This is a genomic window from Mycobacterium sp. 1245111.1, assembly GCF_001673405.1.
In the GTDB taxonomy this organism is placed as follows: domain Bacteria; phylum Actinomycetota; class Actinomycetes; order Mycobacteriales; family Mycobacteriaceae; genus Mycobacterium.
The window spans coordinates 21,817-37,377 of the sequence record NZ_LZLV01000042.1; the positions used below are offsets into that span (position 1 = coordinate 21,817).

18 protein-coding genes are annotated in these 15,561 nt (G+C 65.7%); 9 read left to right on the plus strand and 9 right to left on the minus strand.

Annotated elements, in window-relative coordinates; genetic code table 11:
* Window positions 1–90: 90 nt before the first annotated feature.
* Genes A5658_RS08155 through A5658_RS08180 form a run of 6 tightly spaced genes read right to left on the minus strand, consistent with a single transcriptional unit; the run spans window position 91 to window position 6,013 of the window.
* Window positions 91–1,251 carry a lipid-transfer protein gene (locus A5658_RS08155; protein ID WP_067332977.1) on the minus strand — a complete coding sequence of 387 codons (1,161 nt, stop codon included), beginning with the start codon at window positions 1,249–1,251 and terminating at the stop codon, window positions 91–93.
* Entirely contained in the window at window positions 1,251–1,652 is a 402-nt protein-coding gene (locus tag A5658_RS08160) for a MaoC family dehydratase (protein ID WP_067333028.1), read from the minus strand. The genes A5658_RS08155 and A5658_RS08160 overlap by 1 nt, the downstream gene beginning before the upstream one ends.
* Window positions 1,649–2,599: a bifunctional MaoC family dehydratase N-terminal/OB-fold nucleic acid binding domain-containing protein gene (locus A5658_RS08165; RefSeq protein ID WP_067332979.1), complete on the minus strand. Its 951-nt coding sequence runs from the start codon at window positions 2,597–2,599 to the stop codon at window positions 1,649–1,651. The genes A5658_RS08160 and A5658_RS08165 overlap by 4 nt, the downstream gene beginning before the upstream one ends.
* Entirely contained in the window at window positions 2,596–3,759 is a 1,164-nt protein-coding gene (gene fadE29, locus A5658_RS08170) for an acyl-CoA dehydrogenase FadE29 (RefSeq protein WP_067332981.1), read from the minus strand. Before fadE29 ends, A5658_RS08165 begins: the two co-directional genes overlap by 4 nt.
* Window positions 3,744–4,763, minus strand: a complete 1,020-nt coding sequence (locus A5658_RS08175) for an acyl-CoA dehydrogenase family protein (protein ID WP_067332983.1) — start codon at window positions 4,761–4,763, stop codon at window positions 3,744–3,746. Before A5658_RS08175 ends, fadE29 begins: the two co-directional genes overlap by 16 nt.
* Window positions 4,763–6,013, minus strand: a complete 1,251-nt coding sequence (locus tag A5658_RS08180; RefSeq protein WP_067332984.1) for a cytochrome P450 — start codon at window positions 6,011–6,013, stop codon at window positions 4,763–4,765. The genes A5658_RS08175 and A5658_RS08180 overlap by 1 nt, the downstream gene beginning before the upstream one ends.
* Window positions 6,014–6,134: 121 nt before the next feature.
* Between A5658_RS08180 and A5658_RS08185 the strand changes: the two genes are divergently transcribed.
* Genes A5658_RS08185 through A5658_RS08205 form a run of 5 tightly spaced genes read left to right on the plus strand, consistent with a single transcriptional unit; the run spans window position 6,135 to window position 9,632 of the window.
* Window positions 6,135–7,298 (plus strand): steroid 3-ketoacyl-CoA thiolase, encoded by a 1,164-nt coding sequence (locus A5658_RS08185; protein WP_067332985.1) that lies wholly within the window; start codon window positions 6,135–6,137, stop codon window positions 7,296–7,298.
* A 2-nt stretch (window positions 7,299–7,300) separates the two neighbouring features.
* On the plus strand, window positions 7,301–7,669 hold the full coding sequence (locus tag A5658_RS08190) for a nuclear transport factor 2 family protein (RefSeq protein WP_067332987.1): 369 nt from the start codon (window positions 7,301–7,303) through the stop codon (window positions 7,667–7,669).
* 11 nt (window positions 7,670–7,680) lie between these two features.
* Window positions 7,681–8,133 carry a nitroreductase family deazaflavin-dependent oxidoreductase gene (locus A5658_RS08195; protein ID WP_067332989.1) on the plus strand — a complete coding sequence of 151 codons (453 nt, stop codon included), beginning with the start codon at window positions 7,681–7,683 and terminating at the stop codon, window positions 8,131–8,133.
* A gap of 10 nt (window positions 8,134–8,143) precedes the next feature.
* The gene (locus A5658_RS08200) at window positions 8,144–8,590 is read left to right on the plus strand and encodes a nitroreductase family deazaflavin-dependent oxidoreductase (protein WP_067332991.1); all 447 of its coding nucleotides are present in this window, start codon (window positions 8,144–8,146) and stop codon (window positions 8,588–8,590) included.
* A 52-nt stretch (window positions 8,591–8,642) separates the two neighbouring features.
* Entirely contained in the window at window positions 8,643–9,632 is a 990-nt protein-coding gene (locus A5658_RS08205) for a histidine phosphatase family protein (RefSeq protein WP_067332993.1), read from the plus strand.
* On the opposite strand, the gene A5658_RS08210 is transcribed toward A5658_RS08205, so the two are convergent.
* The 3 genes from A5658_RS08210 to A5658_RS08220 are packed head-to-tail and all read right to left on the minus strand — an operon-like array spanning window position 9,607 to window position 12,041.
* Window positions 9,607–10,317: an MBL fold metallo-hydrolase gene (locus A5658_RS08210; RefSeq protein WP_067332995.1), complete on the minus strand. Its 711-nt coding sequence runs from the start codon at window positions 10,315–10,317 to the stop codon at window positions 9,607–9,609. The genes A5658_RS08205 and A5658_RS08210 overlap by 26 nt on opposite strands.
* An 11-nt stretch (window positions 10,318–10,328) precedes the next feature.
* A complete protein-coding gene (locus A5658_RS08215; RefSeq protein WP_067332996.1) occupies window positions 10,329–11,243 on the minus strand; it encodes an SDR family oxidoreductase in 915 nt (304 codons plus the stop codon).
* Between the two features lie 12 nt (window positions 11,244–11,255).
* Window positions 11,256–12,041 carry an SDR family oxidoreductase gene (locus A5658_RS08220; RefSeq protein ID WP_067332997.1) on the minus strand — a complete coding sequence of 262 codons (786 nt, stop codon included), beginning with the start codon at window positions 12,039–12,041 and terminating at the stop codon, window positions 11,256–11,258.
* Window positions 12,042–12,119: 78 nt separating this feature from the next.
* Between A5658_RS08220 and echA20 the strand changes: the two genes are divergently transcribed.
* Genes echA20 through ipdC form a run of 4 tightly spaced genes read left to right on the plus strand, consistent with a single transcriptional unit; the run spans window position 12,120 to window position 15,554 of the window.
* A complete protein-coding gene (gene echA20, locus A5658_RS08225; RefSeq protein ID WP_067332998.1) occupies window positions 12,120–12,875 on the plus strand; it encodes a (7aS)-7a-methyl-1,5-dioxo-2,3,5,6,7,7a-hexahydro-1H-indene-carboxyl-CoA hydrolase in 756 nt (251 codons plus the stop codon).
* The gene (ipdA, locus tag A5658_RS08230; RefSeq protein WP_067332999.1) at window positions 12,872–13,756 is read left to right on the plus strand and encodes a cholesterol ring-cleaving hydrolase subunit IpdA; all 885 of its coding nucleotides are present in this window, start codon (window positions 12,872–12,874) and stop codon (window positions 13,754–13,756) included. Before echA20 ends, ipdA begins: the two co-directional genes overlap by 4 nt.
* Window positions 13,753–14,496 carry a cholesterol ring-cleaving hydrolase subunit IpdB gene (ipdB, locus tag A5658_RS08235; protein ID WP_067333000.1) on the plus strand — a complete coding sequence of 248 codons (744 nt, stop codon included), beginning with the start codon at window positions 13,753–13,755 and terminating at the stop codon, window positions 14,494–14,496. The genes ipdA and ipdB overlap by 4 nt, the downstream gene beginning before the upstream one ends.
* The gene (gene ipdC / locus A5658_RS08240; protein WP_067333001.1) at window positions 14,493–15,554 is read left to right on the plus strand and encodes a (3aS,4S,5R,7aS)-5-hydroxy-7a-methyl-1-oxo-octahydro-1H-indene-4-carboxyl-CoA dehydrogenase; all 1,062 of its coding nucleotides are present in this window, start codon (window positions 14,493–14,495) and stop codon (window positions 15,552–15,554) included. Before ipdB ends, ipdC begins: the two co-directional genes overlap by 4 nt.
* Window positions 15,555–15,561 lie beyond the last annotated feature (7 nt).

Here is a 15,561-nt window from a genome sequence, read left to right on the forward strand (position 1 = left end):
AGTGCACAAGTCGTCTTGTGTGCGGCCAGGCGCACAGCCGACGCCGTGTGTGCGGCTAGCCGCACACACGCTCGGCGACGCGAGAGACAGCTAGCCGAGGATCAGGCCGGAGGTCGGCACACCGGTGCCGGCGGTCACCAGCACGTGCTCGACGTCGGGCACCGGGTTCACCGACGTACCCCGCAGCTGGCGAACGCCCTCGGCGATGCCGTTCATGCCGTGAATGTAGGCCTCACCGAGCTGGCCGCCATGGGTGTTGATCGGCAGCCGGCCACCGATTTCAATCGCGCCGTCGGCGATGAAGTCCTTGGCCTCGCCCCAACCGCAGAATCCCAACTCTTCCAACTGAATCAGGGTGAACGGCGTGAAGTGGTCGTAAAGGATCGCGGTCTGGATGTCGGTCGGCTTGAGACCCGACTGCGACCACAACTGCTTACCGACGAGCCCCATCTCAGGCAGGCCGTCGAGCTCCGGCCGGTAATAGCTGACCATCGAGTACTGATTAGGGCTGGCGCCCTGCGCCGCGGCCTCGATAACGGCCGGCCGGTGCTTGAGGTCCTTCGCCCGTTCTGCTGAGACGATGACGAGCGCCACCGCGCCGTCGGTCTCCTGGCAGCAGTCCAGCAGCCGCAGGGGCTCGGCGATCCACCGCGAATTCTGGTGGTCCTCAATGGTTATCGGCTTCTCGTAGAAGTACGCCTTGGGGTTCTTGGCGGCATGCTTGCGGTCGGCCACCGAGATCGCACCGAAGTCGCGGCTTGTCGCACCCGACAGATGCATGTAACGCTTCGCGATCATCGCGACCTGAGCCGCGGGCGTCGACAACCCGTGCGGGTAGGAGAAGGAGTTGTCCACGCCGGTCGAGTCGGCATTCTCCACCAGTCGAAGCTGCACCTGACCGAACCTCTGGCCCGAGCGCTCGTTGAAAGCCCGGTATGCCACAACGCAATCCGCCACACCGGTCGCGACAGCGATCGCCGCCTGCTGGACAGTCGCGCAGGCCGCGCCGCCGCCGTGGTGAATCTTGGAGAAGAACGTCAGATCCCCGATGCCGGTCGCCCGTGCGATGGCCACCTCGGTGTTGGAGTCCATCGTGAACGTGACCATGCCGTCGACATCACCGGGCGTCAGGCCCGCGTCGTCGAGTGCGTCCAAGACCGCCTCGGCGGCCAACCGAAGTTCGCTGCGGCCGGAGTTCTTGGAGAAGTCGGTGGCGCCGATCCCCGCGATCGCGGCCTTACCGGACAACATCACGCGCCTCCGATGGTCAAGGTGGCGTTGGCGATAACGTGATCGCCAAGGCTGTTGCTGCCAACGATTTTCAACGTGATCAACCCGTCGTCGACTGCGGTCACCTCACCCTTGAATGTCACCGTGTCGTAGGCGTACCAGGGCACGCCGAGGCGCAACCCGATCGACTTGATGCGCGCCGACGGGCCCGCCCAGTCGGTGATGTAGCGCTGCACCAGACCGGTGTCGGTGAGGATGTTGACGAAGATGTCCTTGGAGCCCTTGGCCTGCGCCTTGTCCCGGTCGTGGTGCACGTCCTGGTAGTCGCGGGTGGCGATCGCCGTCGAGATGATGAACGTGGGGTCGCCGTACAGCGCCAGCTCCGGCAGTTTCGTGCCGACCTCAACCGTCGGGGCGCTCATGCGCTGGGCTCCCAGGCGTACAGCGTCCACGCCGGCCCGACGTCATTGGCCGGGAAGTCGATATACGTTGCCTGAACCGGCATTCCAACCTCCACAGCGCCGGGGTCGACGTTGCGCAGCTCGCCCAGCATCCGAACACCCTCCTGCAGTTCCACGAGCGCGATGACGAACGGAAGGGTGCGGCCGGGCACCTTCGGCGCATGGTGCACGACGAAGCTGAACACCGTGCCCTTGCCGCTGGCCACCACGTAATCGGTCGGCTTGTCTTTGTCCAGCCAGATGGCCGGCACCGGCGGGTGTTGCAGACTGCCGTCGGGACGCGTCTGGATCCGCAGCTCGTGAGCCTTGACGCCGTCCCAGAAGAACTTGGTGTCCTTGGACTCCGACGGGCGCATCATCGAATCGGCGTCGAGATCCTCGGGCACCGACGACGTCGACGCCCCAGCGGCAGGCTTGAATTTCAGTATCCGCCAGTTCATTTCGGCGATGTTCTCGTCACCGACCTTCCAGATGATGTGCTGGTTGATAAACCAGCCCTCACCGAGCCCGGTCTGCTTGGGCCCCACGACGTCGCCCATCTCCGAGTGAATCGTGACTTCCTCACCGGGGTGCAGGTACCGGTGGTAGGTCTGCTCGCAGTTGGTCGCGACCACACCGATGTAGCCTTCTGTGTCGAACAGCTTCATGATCGGGCCCATGGGGTCGTCGCTCGGGCGTTCGCCGCCTAGGCCGAACATGGTCCACACCTGAATCATGGCCGGGGGCGCGACAATTCCAGAGTGACCGTTGGCGCGGGCCGCGGCCTCGTCCCGGTAGATCGGGTTGGTGTCGCCGATCGCTTCGACCCAGCTGTTGACCATCGGCTGGTTCACCGGGTCGCGACCCTTACGCGGCTTCGGGCCGCCGGCCGCCTTGATCTTCTCGAGCGCCTCGTGAATGTCCGTCATCTGGGCACCCTCGGCACTTTGAGGCCGGACGCCGCGATCATCTCTCGCATCACTTCGTTCACGCCTCCACCGAAGGTGATCACCAGGTTGCGTTTGGTCTGCGAGTCGAGCCAGTCCAACAGCTCGGCCGTCGCCGACTCAGCGGGGTTGCCGTATTTGCCGACGATCTCCTCGGCAAGCCGACCGATGTACTGAATGCTTTCGGTACCAAAGACTTTCGTCGACGCCGCGTCGGCCACGTTGATGTCTTCACCGGCGGCGGCCACCTGCCAGTTGAGCAGTTCGTTGACTCGCCACATCGAGTAGATCTCGCCGAGCGCGCGCTTGACGTCGTGGTGGTCGATGGGGGTGACCCCGTCGCCGCCCGGCTTGGATGCCCAGTCGTGCAGCCGGTCGTAGATGCTCGCGGTGCGGCCGGCCGGCCCGAGCATCACCCGCTCGTTGTTGAGCTGGGTGGTGATCAGCCGCCAACCGCCGTTCTCCTCACCGACCAGCATGTCGGCGGGAACCCGGACGTCGTTGTAGTAGGTGGCGTTGGTGTGGTGCGCGCCGTCGGACAAGATGATCGGCGTCCACGAGTAACCGGGATCCTTGGTGTCGACGATCAGGATCGAAATGCCCTTGTGCTTCACCGCTTCCGGGTCGGTGCGGCAGGCCAGCCAGATGTAGTCGGCGTCGTGAGCACCGGTGGTGAAGATCTTCTGGCCGTTGACGATGTACTCGTCGCCGTGCCGGACCGCAGTGGTGCGCAGCGACGCGAGATCGGTGCCGGCCTCTGGCTCGGTGTAGCCGATCGCGAAGTGCACCTCGCCGGCCAGGATCGCCGGGAGGAACTTCTTCTTCTGCGCATCGGTGCCGAACTGCTGCAACACCGGACCGACCGTCTGCAGCGTCACCGCTGGCAGCGGCACGTCGGCGCGGTGCGCCTCGTTGACGAAAATCGACTGCTCGACCGGTCCGAAACCCAAGCCACCGAACTCTTTTGGCCATCCGACGCCAAGCTTGCCGTCCTGGCCCATCCGCCGGATCACCGCACGGTAAGCCTCGTTGTGGCGGTCCTTTTCCATCGCCTTCATCTCGTCGGGCGAGATCAGGTTCGAAAAGTACTGTCGCAGTTCGGCTTGAAGCTGGCGCTGCTCCGGTGTCAGGTCGATGAACATTGCGCTCCCACCAGGTCGAGACGATGCGACGGCCCGCCCAGCAGTCGGGTCAGGTCCTTGATCATCGAGTAATAGCGGTGCATCGGATAGGTGATGTCCATGCCCATCCCGCCGTGCAGATGGTGGCAGATCTGCATCACCCGCGGCGCCTGCGAGGTGATCCAGTAGCCGAGCACATCCAGATCGTTGTCAGCGTCTCGACCATCGCTCAGACGCCAGATCACCGAGGTCGACACCAAATCGATGGTCCGCGAAGCGATGTAGACCTCAGCGAGTTGAGCCGCGACGGTCTGGAAGGTCGACAGTGGCTTGCCGAACTGTTGCCGGTTGGCCACGTAGTCGGCGGTCAGCCGCAATGCCCCGGCGACCAGACCAGAGGTGTACGAGCCGATCGCCGCCAGCGCCAGCTGATTCACGCGCGGCGCCGTCGCGCCGGCAAGCACATCGTCATCGGCCACCACGACGTCGGAGAACGTGACCACGTATTCGTCGGCCCCGCTGGACGTCGGCGTCTTCGAGATCTGCACCCCGTCCGCCTTGGGCGAGACGACGACCACCGCATTGTCGGCGGTGACGAGCATCCACTCGGCGGCTTCGGCATACCCGACACCGACTTTGGTGCCCGACAGCCGACCGTTTGCGAAGGCCGTCCCCGGCCGGTCCGGCAGCGCGGTACCGGGCTCGTTGAGCGCTGCGGTGAGCACCGAGCCCTTGGCGACGCCGGCCAGGTAGCGGTCTTGTTGTGCATCAGAAGCCAAGTCCAGCAACGCAATCGTGCCTAAACCGAGCGCGGACAGCGCGGGACTAATCAGGCCGTGTCGACCGATCTCGGTCAGTGCCGTGGTCACCTCCGGCAGGCCGACGCCGTCACCGCCAATCCGCTCGGGTACGGCCAACGCAGTCACGCCGCCCGAGACCAGCGCCTCCCACGAGTTATCCCGGTCGAGCACCGATGTGACGACATCGGCGACCGCTTGCTGCTCGGGATCTGGCGCGAAATCCATCAGTTCGCGACCGCGCTCTTGCCGGAGTAGTCGACCTGCCAGTGCTTGATGCCGTTGAGCCAGCCCGACCGCAGCCGCTCGGGCTCGCCGATCGGCTTGAGGTCTGGCATGTGGTCGGCGACCGCGTTGAAGATCAGGTTGATCGTCATCCGGGCCAGGTTTGCGCCGATGCAGTAGTGCGCACCGGTGCCTCCGAACCCCACGTGCGGGTTCGGGTCGCGCAGGATGTTGAAGGTGTGCGGGTCGTCGAAGACCTCGTCGTCGAAGTTGGCCGAACGGTAGGACATCACCAACCGCTGACCCTTCTTGATCGAGACGCCGCCCAACTCGAGGTCTTCGTTGGCGGTGCGCTGGAAGGCCGACACCGGCGTGGCCCACCGGACGATCTCGTCGGCGGCGGTCGCCGGGCGCTCCTTCTTGAACAGCTCCCACTGGTCGGGGTTGTCCGCGAACGCGATCATCCCGTGGGTGATCGAGTTACGGGTGGTCTCGTTGCCGGCTACCGCGAGCATCACCACGAAGAAACCGAACTCGTCGTCGGAGAGCTTCTCGCCGTCGATGTCGGCCTGGATCAAGGTGGTGACGATGTCGTCGGTCGGGTTCTCGTTACGCTCGGCGGCCATCGTCATCGCGTACATGATCAGTTCCATCGACGACTGCGCCGGGTCGACGTCGGCGTACTCGGGGTCGGTGCCACCGGTCATCTCGTTCGACCAACGGAACAGCTTGTCGCGGTCGTCCTGCGGCACACCCAGCAGACCGGCAATGGCCTGCAGCGGAAGCTCACATGACACCTGTTCGACGAAGTCACCGCCGCCGGCAGCCGCCGCGGACTTGGCGATGTTCTGCGCACGCTGGGCGAGTTCTTCCTCCAGTCGGCCGATGGCGCGCGGAGTGAAGCCACGGGAAATGATCTTGCGCAGCCGGGTGTGATGCGGAGCGTCCATGTTGAGCATGACGCTGCGCTGCAACTCCACCTGCTCACGCTTCATCTCCGGTGGCCAGACCGGGATCGCGCCGTTCTGCCAGCTGGAGAAGACGTCGCTGCGGCGCGAGACTTCCTTGACGTCGGCATGCTTGGTGACGAGCCAGTAGCCGTGGTCCTCGAAGCCGCCGCAGCCCTCGGGCACGTCGACCCAATGGATCGGCTCCGACTTGCGAAGTTCGGCGAGTTCGTCCACCGGAAGTCCGGCCAGGTTGATGTCCGGATCGAGGAAGTCGAAGTCGGCCGGAATGTTGAGCGGTGCCATAAGAGATTCTCCTGAACTACAACGTGTTCTAGTGCCAGTAAAACATGCTCTCGCCGCAGACCAAAAGGTGCGCACGCATCGTCGCTTGTCAGGGTAATGAAACGTGTTCTAGCCTGACCTCATGGGTAACCCGGTAATTGTTGAAGCCACGCGCAGCCCGATCGGCAAGCGCGCCGGATGGTTGTCAGGACTGCACGCCACCGAGCTGTTGGGCGCCACGCAGAAGGCGCTCGTGGAGAAGGCCGGTATCGACCCGGGCGACGTCGAACAGGTGATCGGCGGCTGTGTCACACAGTACGGCGAGCAGTCAAACAACATCACCCGTGTCAGCTGGCTGGTCGCCGGTCTGCCCGAGCACGTCGGCGCGATGACGGTCGACTGCCAGTGCGGCAGCGGCCAGCAGGCCAACGGACTGATCGCCGGGCTGATCGCGGCGGGCGCCATCGACGTCGGCATCGCGTGCGGCATCGAGGCGATGAGCCGCGTTGGTCTGGGCGCCAACGCCGGCCCGGACCGCGGCATCCTGCGGCCCGCGTCGTGGGACATCGACCTGCCCGACCAGTTCACCGCCGCCGAGCGGATTGCCAAGCGCCGTGGCATCACTCGCGAGGAGATCGACCAGTTCGGCTTCGACTCGCAGCGCAAAGCCAAGCAGGCGTGGGCCGAGGGCCGCTTCGACCGGGAGATCAGCGGCATCCAGGCGCCGGTGCTCGACGAGAACAAGCAGCCGACCAGCGAGCGGCACATCGTCACCAAGGACCAGGGTCTGCGTGACACGACGCTGGAGGGGCTGGCCTCGCTGAAGCCGGTCATCGATGGCGGCATCCACACCGCGGGCACCTCGTCGCAAATCTCCGACGGCGCGGCCGCCGTGCTGTGGATGGATGAAGACAAGGCCAAGGCGTTGGGCCTCAAGCCGCGCGCCCGCATCGTCAGCCAGGCGCTGGTCGGCGCGGAGCCCTACTACCACCTGGACGGCCCGGTGCAATCGACGGCGAAGGTGCTCGAGAAGGCCGGGATGAAGATGGGCGACATCGACATCACCGAGATCAACGAGGCCTTCGCGTCCGTCGTGCTGTCGTGGGCGCGGGTGCACAACCCCGACATGGACAAGGTCAACGTCAACGGCGGCGCGATCGCGTTGGGTCACCCAGTGGGCAGCACCGGCAGCCGGCTGATCACCACCGCGCTGCACGAGCTGGAGCGCACCGACCAGACGACCGCGTTGATCACCATGTGCGCCGGTGGTGCGCTGTCGACCGGCACCATCATCGAGCGCATCTAGCGGTGTCTGACGAGGAGCGCATCGCGGCGGCCCAGTCCTACATCGACGCACTGGCCAACCACCGCGCCGACGACGTCCCGTTCGCGCCGGACTGCGTCCGGATCGAGATGGGCCTCAAGACCGGCTTCTCCGGAAGCCACCTGCGGCGCAGCCTGAATCGCGGTCCACAATTCCGGGTCATCAAGGAGTGCACGCCGCCGAAGTTCGAGGTCGACGGCGACCGCGTGCGGGCCCAATTCGACGTCATCACCAAGCCGTCACTCGCCGGACGGCGAGTGTGCTCGCACGTCGACGAGACGTTCCTGATCGTGGATGGCAAGATCCGGCACATCAACGCGCAGATGCGCCCGTTCATTCAGCACGTCCGATAAGGAGCACCTCGATGGCCAATCCGCCGCGCGCGCTCAACTCCGCCGGCACCGGCGTCGCCATCAAATGGATGTCGCGGATCAATACCTGGGCCTACAAGGTATCCGGCGGCAGGGTGGGCGGAACGTTCCTGCAAGGCGCCCCGGTGGCGTTGCTGACCACGATCGGCCGTAAGAGCGGGGAGCCGCGAGTCAGCCCGCTGCTGTTCCTGCGCGACGGCGACCGGGTGGTGCTGGTGGCCTCGCAGGGCGGGCGCGCCAACAACCCGATGTGGTACCTCAACCTCAAGGCCAACCCAAAGGTGACGGTGCAGATCAAAAAAGAGGTCCTGCAACTCACTGCCCGGGACGCCACCGAGGCCGAGCGCGCACAGTACTGGCCGCAACTCGTCGCGATGTACTCCTCGTTCGACGACTACCAGTCCTGGACCGACCGGGTCATCCCGATCGTGATCTGCGACCCGTAACCTCGAAAGCGTGTCGCAGGGATTCCGCAACTCACGCTTTCTCGCTCATGTACTGAAATACTTTGCCCGCGCTCATATTTGGGTGTACCGGGGAACGAACGGCCGGCTCGGCGCGCGGTTGCTGTGGTTCCCCGCGGCCCTGCTGACCACGGTCGGACGGAAATCGGGTAAGCCACGCACCACACCGACGTTGTATCTGCGCGACGGCGACCGGGTGATCCTCCCAGCGTCTTTCGGAGGCCGGGCCCACAACCCGACCTGGTACCTGAACCTCAAAACCAACCCCGTCATCGAGGTACAGATCCGCGACGAACGGCGACTGATGTCGACCCGCGACGCCACCGACGCGGAGCGCGCGCACTACTGGCCGCGGCTGATCGAGATGTATCCGCCGTATCGCGGATACCGCGACGCCACCGACCGAAAGATCCCGTTGGTGGTCTGTGAACCGGCTTAACCAGAGTCGTGTTTTAGCCTAAATCGCGAGATCGTTCGGATAGATTGCCCGCGTGGGGAGCAACCGGTTCGTGCGTGTGTTCGTCGTCGGCCTGCTGTCGACCGGTCTGATGGCCATGGCCTCTGCCCTGGCCTGGGCCGACGACGGGACGGTCATCATCGACTTCGTCCGGCACGCGGAGTCGATCGACAACGCCGCGGGCATCATCGACACCAACCCTCCTGGGACGCCGCTCGATTCGGTCGGGATCGAGCAAGCGAATACCGTTGCCAATGCGATCTACGACGAGTACGGCAACAACATCGCCGAACTCGCCGCGTCTCAGGAGACCAGGGCCCAAGAGACCGCGGCGCCATTGGCCGACCTCCTCGCTCAACACGGCGACCACCTCGCCATCGATATCCTGCCCGGGCTCAACGAGATTCCGGCCGGCGCTCTCGAGGGCAGCCCGACCAACAGCCTCGAAGGACTCCTGTACCTAGTGGGCCCTCTCTCCTGGGTGATGGGGTTCCCCTTGATGCCCGACCTCGGCGACCCCAGCTTCAACGGCGTGTTGTTTGACCAAACCTTCGGCGACGCCGTGCAGACGATCTACGACAACACCGGGACGGTAGCCAGCGGTACGCCGGCGGACGTCGCGTTCTCCAGCGCAGGCTCGATCGCCGTCTGGACCATGATGAACGTCAACAACCCGGACTTCTCGGTCCTGCTGCACGAAATCGCAACGACCGGCGGCTTTCTGCCCAACACCGGCCAGGTCGTCATCGAAGGCCAACCCGGAGACTGGACGCTGGTCAGCTACGACGGCGTGGCCGTGCCGGCCGATCCCGGTTTGGGCACAGAGCTTTTCGTCGACTTCCGCAACCTGATCGAGGCACCACAGTTCGCCGGCTACGACATCTACGAGGCGCTGCTCACCGGCAACACCGCGACAATCGATAGCGCGATTCAGACCGGCCTCACCCAAGTCGACACGGCGCTGAGTCAATTCCCGGTCGAGGTGTTCGATCAGATCGTCACGGCGCTGGGTGGTTCGCTTTAAGCCAATCCTGTTGTCGGCGGATGAATTCCGCGCTGACGACGCTGCCGTGCCCGGGTACGTAGATGGCTTCTGGCCCGCCGATCGCCAGCAGGATGTCGAGGGTGTGCGGCCAGGCCGCGACATCGGAGTCGGCATCGATCGCCGGGTCGCCGGACTCTTCGAGAAGATCGCCGGTAAAGACGACGGCCCGTTCACCTTTCACCCCTGGCACCAGCACGATGAGGTCGGCGTCGGTATGACCCCGTCCGGGCCGGGCGATGGTCACCTGGCGGTTGCCGAGATCGATCACCGCGTCGTCCACGGCGTGCTGAGGCGCCTGCAGCGCGGCGATCGCACAGTAGACCTCCGCTTCGTTGGCCCCATAACTCAACGCGTCGTCCCGAAGTTGGTCGGTGTCGGCCGTGAGGCAGTCCATCACCTCTGGCGCACAGTATCTTTCGGCATCGGAGAACAATCCCGAACCCAGGACGTGGTCGAAGTGCTTGTGAGTCAACATCACGTGGGTCACGTCGCGGCCGGCGATCTCGCGCACATCGTCACGGAGCGCCTTCGCTTCCGTGAGCGTCGTGCCGGTGTCCACGAGCAGCGCGCCTGCACTGCCCTGCACTAGGCCGACCGTCACATCGAGGAACGGCAGACGGCAGCGAAGCACGCTGTCGGTCAAGGACTCCCAGTCGAAGTGCATTCGATCCGAGATCAGGCCCCGTATACCGGAACCGGCTTCCGCGACTTGGCCAGCAGGTCGGCGACCACCGGTCCCAACTCCGCGGGATCCCAGCGGGCACCCTTGTCGATCTGCGGCCCGTGCGCCCAACCCTCGGCGACACGGATCTTGCCACCCTCGACCTCGAAAACCTGACCGGTGACGTCGCGAGATTCGTTGCTGCCCAACCACACCACCAACGGTGAGATGTTCTCCGGTGCCATCGCGTCGAAGTCGTCGTCCTGGGTGGACATCATGTCAGCGAACACCGTCTCGGTCATTCGGGTGCGGGCCGATGGCGCGATCGCGTTGACCGTGACGCCGTAGCGGCCCATCTCGGCGGCACCGACCAGCGTCATCGCCGCGATGCCCGCCTTGGCCGCACTGTAGTTGCCCTGACCGACGCTGCCCTGCAGACCCGCGCCGGAGCTGGTGTTAATGATCCGCGCGTCAATCTCTTCGGGGGCTTTTCCTTCTTTGCTCAGCCCGCGCCAGTACGAGGCGGCATGTCGCATGGCACCGAAGTGACCCTTCAGGTGCACCGCGATGACCGCGTCGAACTCTTCCTCGCTGGTGTTGGCCATCATCCGGTCGCGCACGATGCCGGCGTTGTTCACCAGGACATCGAGACCACCGAAGGTGTCGACCGCGGTCTGGATCAGAGCCGCGGCTTGATTCCAGTCGGCGATGTTGGAGCCGTTGGCGACGGCTTCGCCTCCGGCAGCGGTGATTTCGTCGACGACGCTCTGCGCAGCGCTGCCGCCGCCGGCCGGCGAGCCGTCCAGCCCGACGCCGATGTCGTTGACCACGACGCGGGCGCCCTCGGCCGCGAAAGCCAAGGCGTGAGCACGGCCGATGCCGCCCCCCGCTCCGGTGACGATGACGACGCGGCCGTCGACTAATCCCATGCTCGTGACTCCTTACTTGACCGAGGTCGCGTTGGTAGTGGCCAGATAGTGCGGCGGCTCGCCGCCGCCGTGCACCTCGAGCGAGGCGCCGCTGATATACGACGCCGCGTCCGAGGTGAGAAACGCTGCGGCCCAGCCGACATCGACGGGCGTCGCCAGCCGGCCGAGGGGGACGTTCTTCGAGATCGCGGCGATCGAGTCGGCGTCGCCGTAGAACAGTTCCGACTGCTCGGTCTCGACCATCCCGACGACGCAGGCGTTCACCCGGACCTTCGGGCCCCACTCGACCGCGAGTGTCTGGGTCAGGCTTTCCAGGCCGGCCTTGGCCGCGCCGTAGGCGCCGGTGCCCGGTGACGGGCGTCGGCCGCTGAGGCTGCAGATGTTGACGATCGACCCGCCGCTCGACTGGTTCTGCATGACGTCGTTGGCGTGCTGAGAAACCGACAGCGCACCGAGCAGGTTGAGTTCGATGATCTTGCGGTTGAATTTCGCGCTGGACTCCGCGGTCAAGACGAACGGCGAACCGCCGGCGTTGTTGACTACCGAGTCGAGGCGGCCGTGCTTGTCGACGATGGCGTCGACCATCGCCTTGACCGCGTCGTCGTCGCGGATGTCGCAAGGGTGGAATTCGTAGGGCAGGCCGTCGACCTCACGCCGGGCACAGGTGACGACGGTGGCACCTTGCTCGGCGAAAACGCTGCTGATTCCGGCGCCTACCCCTCGAACGCCGCCGGTCACCAGCACGACCCGGCCGGTGAGCCCGAAGCTGAATGCGGGGCCTCCGTCGGCGTGAGTCACTGTGCTAGCGTACCAAGCAAGTGCTTGCTTAGGTAAATCGTCCCCCGTCGCCCCCAAAGGAAGTGGTCGAGGATCTCGATGACAATCACGTCACGCACCGTCGAACCGGGGATAGTCGCGGTCACCGTGGACTTCCCTCCCGTCAACGCCATCCCGTCACGCGGGTGGTTCGAGCTCGGCGAGGTTCTGACCGCCGCCGGCGATGACCCGACGACCCACGCGGTAATCCTGCGCGCCGAGGGCCGCGGCTTCAACGCCGGAGTGGACATCAAAGAGATGCAGCGCACCGAGGGCTTCACCGCGCTGATCGACGCCAACCGGGGCTGTTTCGCCGCCTTCCGCGCGGTCTACGAGTGCGCGGTTCCGGTGATCGCCGCGGTCAACGGCTTCTGCGTCGGAGGCGGCATCGGATTGGTCGGCAACGCCGACGTGATCGTGGCTTCCGACGACGCGACGTTCGGTCTGCCCGAGGTCGAGCGCGGCGCGCTGGGCGCGGCGACCCATCTCTCGCGCCTGGTGCCGCAGCACATGATGCGGCGGCTGTTCTTCACCGCGGCCACCGTCGACGCCGCTACCCTGCACCACTTCGGCTCGGTGCACGAGGTGGTGCCCCGCGACGAGCTTGACGAGGCCGCGCTGCGGGTCGCCCGCGACATCGCCGCCAAGGACACCCGGGTGATTCGCGCGGCCAAGGAAGCGCTGAACCTGATCGACGTACAGCGGGTCAACTCCAGTTACCGCATGGAGCAAGGCTTTACCTTCGAACTCAACCTCGCTGGGGTGGCTGACGAGCACCGCGACGCGTTCGCCGGAACGGACAAGGGCAAGAAGTGAGCAACAAGGTCATTTCTCTGGACGACGCCGTCGCGCAGGTGCGCAGCGGCATGACCATCGGGATCGGCGGCTGGGGCTCGCGGCGCAAGCCGATGGCGTTCATCCGGGCCCTATTGCGCACGAACGCCAAGGATCTGACCGTGGTGACCTACGGCGGACCGGACCTCGGGCTGCTCTGCTCGGCGGGCAAGGTCAAGCGGGCCTACTACGGTTTCGTCTCGCTGGACTCGCCGCCGTTCTACGACCCCTGGTTCGCCAAAGTCCGCAGCAACGGCGCGATCGAGGCTCGCGAGATGGACGAAGGCATGCTGCGGTGCGGTCTGCAGGCCGCCGCACAACGGTTGCCGTTCTTGCCAATTCGCGCTGGGCTTGGCAGCTCGGTGCTGGATTTCTGGGAGGGTGAGCTGAAGACGGTCACCAGCCCCTACCCGGCACCCGGCGGTGGACACGAGACTCTGCTCGCGATGCCGGCGCTCAACCTCGACGCCGCGTTCGTACATCTCAACCTGGGCGACCAACGGGGCAATGCCGCCTACACCGGCATCGACCCGTACTTCGACGATCTGTTCCTGATGGCCGCCGAACGACGCTACCTGTCGGTGGAGCGGATCGTGTCCACCGACGAATTGGTCAAAGCCGTTCCACCACAGGCATTGTTGGTCAACCGGATGATGGTCGACGGAGTGGTCGAGGCACCCGGCGGCTCTCACTTCACCACTGCGGCACCGGACTACGGCCGCGACGAGAAGTTCCAGCGGCACTACGCCGAGGCCGCCAGCACCGACGAGGGTTGGCAGGCGTTCGTGCAGACCTACCTGTCCGGCGGTGAGGCCGAATACCAAGCGGCCGTGCGCAAATTCGCTGAGGAGGCGTCACAGTGAGCACTCGTGCCGAAGTGTGCGCGGTCGCGTGTGCCGACCTGTTCCGCGACGCCGGCGAGATCATGGTCAGCCCGATGACGAACATGGCGTCGGTGGGAGCGCGACTGGCCCGGCTGACCTTCTCCCCCGACATTTTGCTGACCGATGGCGAGGCGCAGTTGCTCGCCGACACGCCGTCGCTGGGCAAGACCGGCCCGGTCGAAGGCTGGATGCCGTTCGGCCGCGTGTTCGAGACGCTGGCCTGGGGTCGGCGGCATGTGGTGATGGGCGCCAATCAGGTTGACCGCCACGGCAATCAGAACATCTCCGCGTTCGGGCCGTTGCAGCAGCCCAAGAGGCAGATGTTCGGCGTCCGCGGCGCACCGGGCAACGCCATCAACCACGCGACCAGCTACTGGGTGGGGAACCACTCCAAGCGAGTATTCTGCGACGCAGTCGACGTGGTGTGTGGCATCGGCTGGGACAACGTCGACAGCACCAACCCGGCATTCCGGTTCGCCAACACCTACCGCGTGGTGTCCAACCTCGGCGTGTTCGACTTCGGCGGCCCAGACCGCACGATGCGCGCGCTGTCGCTGCACCCCGGCGTCACCGCCGACGAGGTCCGGGAGAATACGTCGTTCGAGATCCACGGTCTCGACGACGCCGACGAGTCCCGGCTGCCGACCGACGACGAGCTGCGGCTCATCCGCGAGGCCATCGACCCGAAGGCATTGCGGGACAGGGAAATCAGGTCATGAAGCTGCGGACTCCGCTGACCGAGCTGATCGGCATCGAGCACCCAGTGGTGCAAACCGGCATGGGCTGGGTGGCCGGTGCGCGCCTGGTCGCGGCGACGTCCAACGCGGGCGGGCTGGGCATCCTGGCCTCGGCCACCATGACGCTCGACGAGTTGGCGGTCGCGATCGGCAAGGTCAAGGCCGCCACGGACAAGCCGTTCGGGGTCAACATCCGCGCCGACGCCGGCGATGCCGGCGACCGGGTGGACCTGATGATCCGCGAGGGCGTCAAGGTCGCCTCGTTCGCGTTGGCGCCCAAGCCGGAATTGATCAGCAAGCTCAAAGAGGCTGGCTCCGTGGTGATTCCGTCGGTCGGCCTGGCCAAGCACGCCCGCAAGGTGGCCTCCTGGGGTGCCGACGCGGTGATCGTCCAGGGCGGTGAGGGAGGCGGACACACCGGTCCGATCGCCACCACGCTGCTGTTGCCCTCGGTGCTCGACGCGGTGAGCATTCCGGTGATCGCCGCCGGCGGCTTTTTCGACGGCCGCGGGCTCGCCGCGGCGTTGTCGTACGGCGCGGCCGGGGTGGCCATGGGCACCCGCTTCCTGCTGACCTCGGACTCCACCGTGCCCGACGCGGTCAAGCAGCGCTACTTGCAGTCGGCGCTCGACGGAACCGTCGTCACCACGCGGGTGGACGGTATGCCGCACCGCGTGCTGCGCACCGGCCTGGTCGAGAAGCTGGAAAGCGGCTCGCGGGCACGGGGTTTCACTGCCGCGATCGGCAACGCCGCGAAGTTCAAGAAGATGTCGCAGATGACCTGGGCGTCGATGATCCGCGACGGGCTGGCCATGCGGCACGGCAAAGACCTGACCTGGTCGCAGGTCGTGATGGCGGCCAATACCCCGATGTTGCTCAAAGCCGGTCTGGTCGAAGGCAATACCGACGCCGGGGTCCTGGCGTCCGGCCAGGTGGCCGGCATCGTCGAAGACCTGCCGTCATGCGCGGAGCTGATCGACGCGATCGTCACCGATGCCGTCAAGCACCTGCAGGCCGCGACGGCGTTCGTCGAACCGTAACTAGCGG

Bases quoted from the DNA above. Each gene is read 5' to 3' on its own strand.
- A5658_RS08175 (WP_067332983.1), bottom strand. From the start codon at position 4,763: ATGGATTTCGCGCCAGATCCCGAGCAGCAAGCGGTCGCCGATGTCGTC.
- A5658_RS08185 (WP_067332985.1), top strand. From the start codon at position 6,135: ATGGGTAACCCGGTAATTGTTGAAGCCACGCGCAGCCCGATCGGCAAG.
- ipdC (WP_067333001.1), top strand. From the start codon at position 14,493: ATGAAGCTGCGGACTCCGCTGACCGAGCTGATCGGCATCGAGCACCCA.
- A5658_RS08155 (WP_067332977.1), bottom strand. From the start codon at position 1,251: ATGTTGTCCGGTAAGGCCGCGATCGCGGGGATCGGCGCCACCGACTTC.
- A5658_RS08180 (WP_067332984.1), bottom strand. From the start codon at position 6,013: ATGGCACCGCTCAACATTCCGGCCGACTTCGACTTCCTCGATCCGGAC.
- echA20 (WP_067332998.1), top strand. From the start codon at position 12,120: ATGACAATCACGTCACGCACCGTCGAACCGGGGATAGTCGCGGTCACC.
- A5658_RS08210 (WP_067332995.1), bottom strand. From the start codon at position 10,317: ATGCACTTCGACTGGGAGTCCTTGACCGACAGCGTGCTTCGCTGCCGT.
- A5658_RS08160 (WP_067333028.1), bottom strand. From the start codon at position 1,652: ATGAGCGCCCCGACGGTTGAGGTCGGCACGAAACTGCCGGAGCTGGCG.
- A5658_RS08165 (WP_067332979.1), bottom strand. From the start codon at position 2,599: ATGACGGACATTCACGAGGCGCTCGAGAAGATCAAGGCGGCCGGCGGC.
- A5658_RS08215 (WP_067332996.1), bottom strand. From the start codon at position 11,243: ATGGGATTAGTCGACGGCCGCGTCGTCATCGTCACCGGAGCGGGGGGC.
- A5658_RS08195 (WP_067332989.1), top strand. From the start codon at position 7,681: ATGGCCAATCCGCCGCGCGCGCTCAACTCCGCCGGCACCGGCGTCGCC.
- fadE29 (WP_067332981.1), bottom strand. From the start codon at position 3,759: ATGTTCATCGACCTGACACCGGAGCAGCGCCAGCTTCAAGCCGAACTG.